General features: G+C 76.3%; 2 protein-coding genes. Both read left to right on the top strand.

Annotation, left to right across the window (positions count from 1 at the left end; genetic code table 11):
- A partial coding sequence (locus tag VM242_15430) for a polysaccharide biosynthesis protein (protein HVM06553.1) occupies positions 1-507 on the top strand: 507 nt, incomplete at its 5' end.
- Positions 486-2,501, top strand: a 2,016-nt coding sequence (locus tag VM242_15425; protein HVM06552.1) for a P-loop NTPase, incomplete at its 3' end; no start/stop codon positions are given. The genes VM242_15430 and VM242_15425, both read left to right, overlap by 22 nt.

Here is a 2,501-nt window from a genome sequence, read left to right as displayed (position 1 = left end):
CCGGTCACGGTCACCGATCCGCGGATGACGCGGTTCTTCATGAGCACCGAGGAGGCGGTCCAGCTGGTCCTCCAGGCGGCGGCGCTGGCGGACGCCGGGGGCGTCTACATGCTCGAGATGGGCGAGTCGGTGGACATCCTGGGGCTGGCCCACCGGATGATCCGGCTGTCCGGCTACGAGGTGGGGACCGAGATCCCCATCCGGATCACCGGCGTGCGCCCGGGCGAGAAGCTCGTCGAGGAGCTGTGCAACCCCGAGGAGCGGGTGCAGCCCACCGCCCACGCCTCGATCGTGCGGGTCCTGCCGCCGCCACTGACGCGCGAGGAGCTCGACGCGCGCCTGCGCCGGCTGGACGAGATGCTCGGGCTCGGGCGAGAGCCCGAGGCGGCTGACGCCCTGCTGCGCCTGGCCGGACAGAACGACGTCGCCGACCTGTCGGCCGCGGGCGACACGCTCGACCTGGCGGCCCTCGAACGGAGCGGATCATGGAGCCGATCGACTACCTGAGGGCGCTCCGTGCGCGCTGGTACGTGATCGTCGTGGCCGGCTTGGCCGGCGTCATCGCCACGTGGCTGACGACTCCCGAGCAGCCCGCGCCCATCGAGCGGTCCGGCATCGAGCAGTACACCGCCACCCACACGCTCATCCAGGAGGAGGTGGGTTCCGACGGCCGCAGCGTCGACCTGAACCGGGCCGCCCTCCTCACCCGCACCGGCGAGGTCCCCCGCCGCGTGGTCGACAAGCTCGGTCTCGACGTCCCCCCCGCCGTGCTGGCCACGTCGGTGGACGTGCAGACGGAGACGGACGTCCGCGCCCTGCGCATCACCGTCACCCATCAGGACGGCCCCACGGCCGCTCGCCTCGCCGACACCTTCGCGGCGGAGACGGTCGCCTACCTCGACGAGCGGGAGCGGGCGCGCCAGCAGCGCCTCATCGACGTGGCGACGGCGCGCGCCGAGGCCCTCCAGCGCCAGAGCATCGAGCTCCAGGCCCAGATCCCCACGTTGCGCGAGGACCGGCGGGCGCTGGCCCAGGCGCAGTACGAGGCGGTCGTCCGCCAGTTCGGCGTCGCGTACGAACAGGTACAGGCCCTCGCCTCGCAGGATCCCACGCTGAGCGGGTTGGTGACCCTCGAGGAGGCCACGCCGCTGGGAGTGGCGCAGGGCGGCATCCGGGCGCCGGCGACGCGAGGTGGGCGCATCATGCTGCTCGTGCCCGTCGCCCTGGCCCTGGGGGTGGGGGTGGTCCTCCTCCTGCACCGCGTCGACACCCGCCTCCGCACGAAGGAGGACGCCGAGGCGGCGTTCGCCCTCCCCGTGGTGGCCGAGGTGCCACTCCTGCCCTGGCGCGAGCAGCGCCGTCTCTCGCTGCCGCGACCCGACGCCGACCCACCACCGCACTTCGCCGAGGCCTTCCGCACCCTCCGTTCGTCCGTGCGGTTCATGGCCCCGCGCGCCCTCACGCCCGATCCCGGCGTCGCCGGGGCCGCGGCCCCGGCGGCCACCGCCACCGGGGCGGAGGTGCTCCTGGTCACGTCGCCGGGCGTCGCCGAGGGAAAGACCACGGTGGTCTGCAACCTGGCCGTCAGCTTCGCCCGCGCCGGGCACTCCGTGCTCGTCCTCGACTTCGACCTCGCCAACCCCGACACGGCGGCACGTCTCGGCGCCCGTGGCGGCGCCGTGCGCGTGTCACCCACGGAACGGCACGTGCGCGCCGCCGACCTGGCGCGACCGACCGCCGTCCGAGGCGTGAGCGTGGTCGCGGACTGGCTCCGCGAGGACGCCGACGAGGCGGCCGAGCTGGGTGCCGCCCTCGTCGCTTCCGCGCGGGGCTCGGCCGACGTGGTGATCGTCGACACGCCGGGGCTCCTGGTGGCGAGCGACGCCGTCGACCTCGTCTCCACTGCCGACGCCGTCGTGGTGGTGTGCCGGGCCGGCGTCACCTCCACGTCCGCGGCGCGTCGGGCCGCCGAGATGCTCGGACGGTTCCGTGCGACCGCCCTCGGCGTGGTGCTCGTGGGTGCCGGCCCGGCGCAGCGGCTGCTGCCCTTCGTGGAGCGCCGGCGCATGGCGCACCACGGCGCCGGCGGCTCGTCGGCCCCGCCCGACCAGCCTGAGCCCGCGCCGGCCGCGGCGCCGGAGCCCCGCCCGGCCTGGCCGGAGCCCGAGGTGCCGACCCGTGCCGCGGCCAGCGCCCTCCTCCGGCCTGCTGCCCTCCGGCGTTCGCGGGCGTCGTCGGGGGGGGAGCGGCGGCACGGGCGACCCGTCTCGCCGGCGCCGCCAGGCGCCCCCGGTCCGTCGCCACTCGCCGGTCCGTCGCCACTCGCCGGTCCGTCGGCCACCACCGGGCCGGACCCGGGCCCGGCGGCGCGTCCTGCGCCGCTCCTCCCGCCGGCTCCTGCTGCGCCGATCCCTGCGCCGGCGGCGCCGGCGAGACGGGTCGCCCGTGCCGCCGCTCCCCCCCCGACGACGCCCGCGAACGCCGGAGGGCAGCAGGCCGGA

The sequence above is a fragment of the Acidimicrobiales bacterium genome (assembly GCA_035540975.1).
Taxonomy (GTDB): Bacteria; Actinomycetota; Acidimicrobiia; order Acidimicrobiales.
Note: the sequence above shows the minus strand (reverse complement) of the source record. Positions and strands in the feature narration are given on the sequence as shown.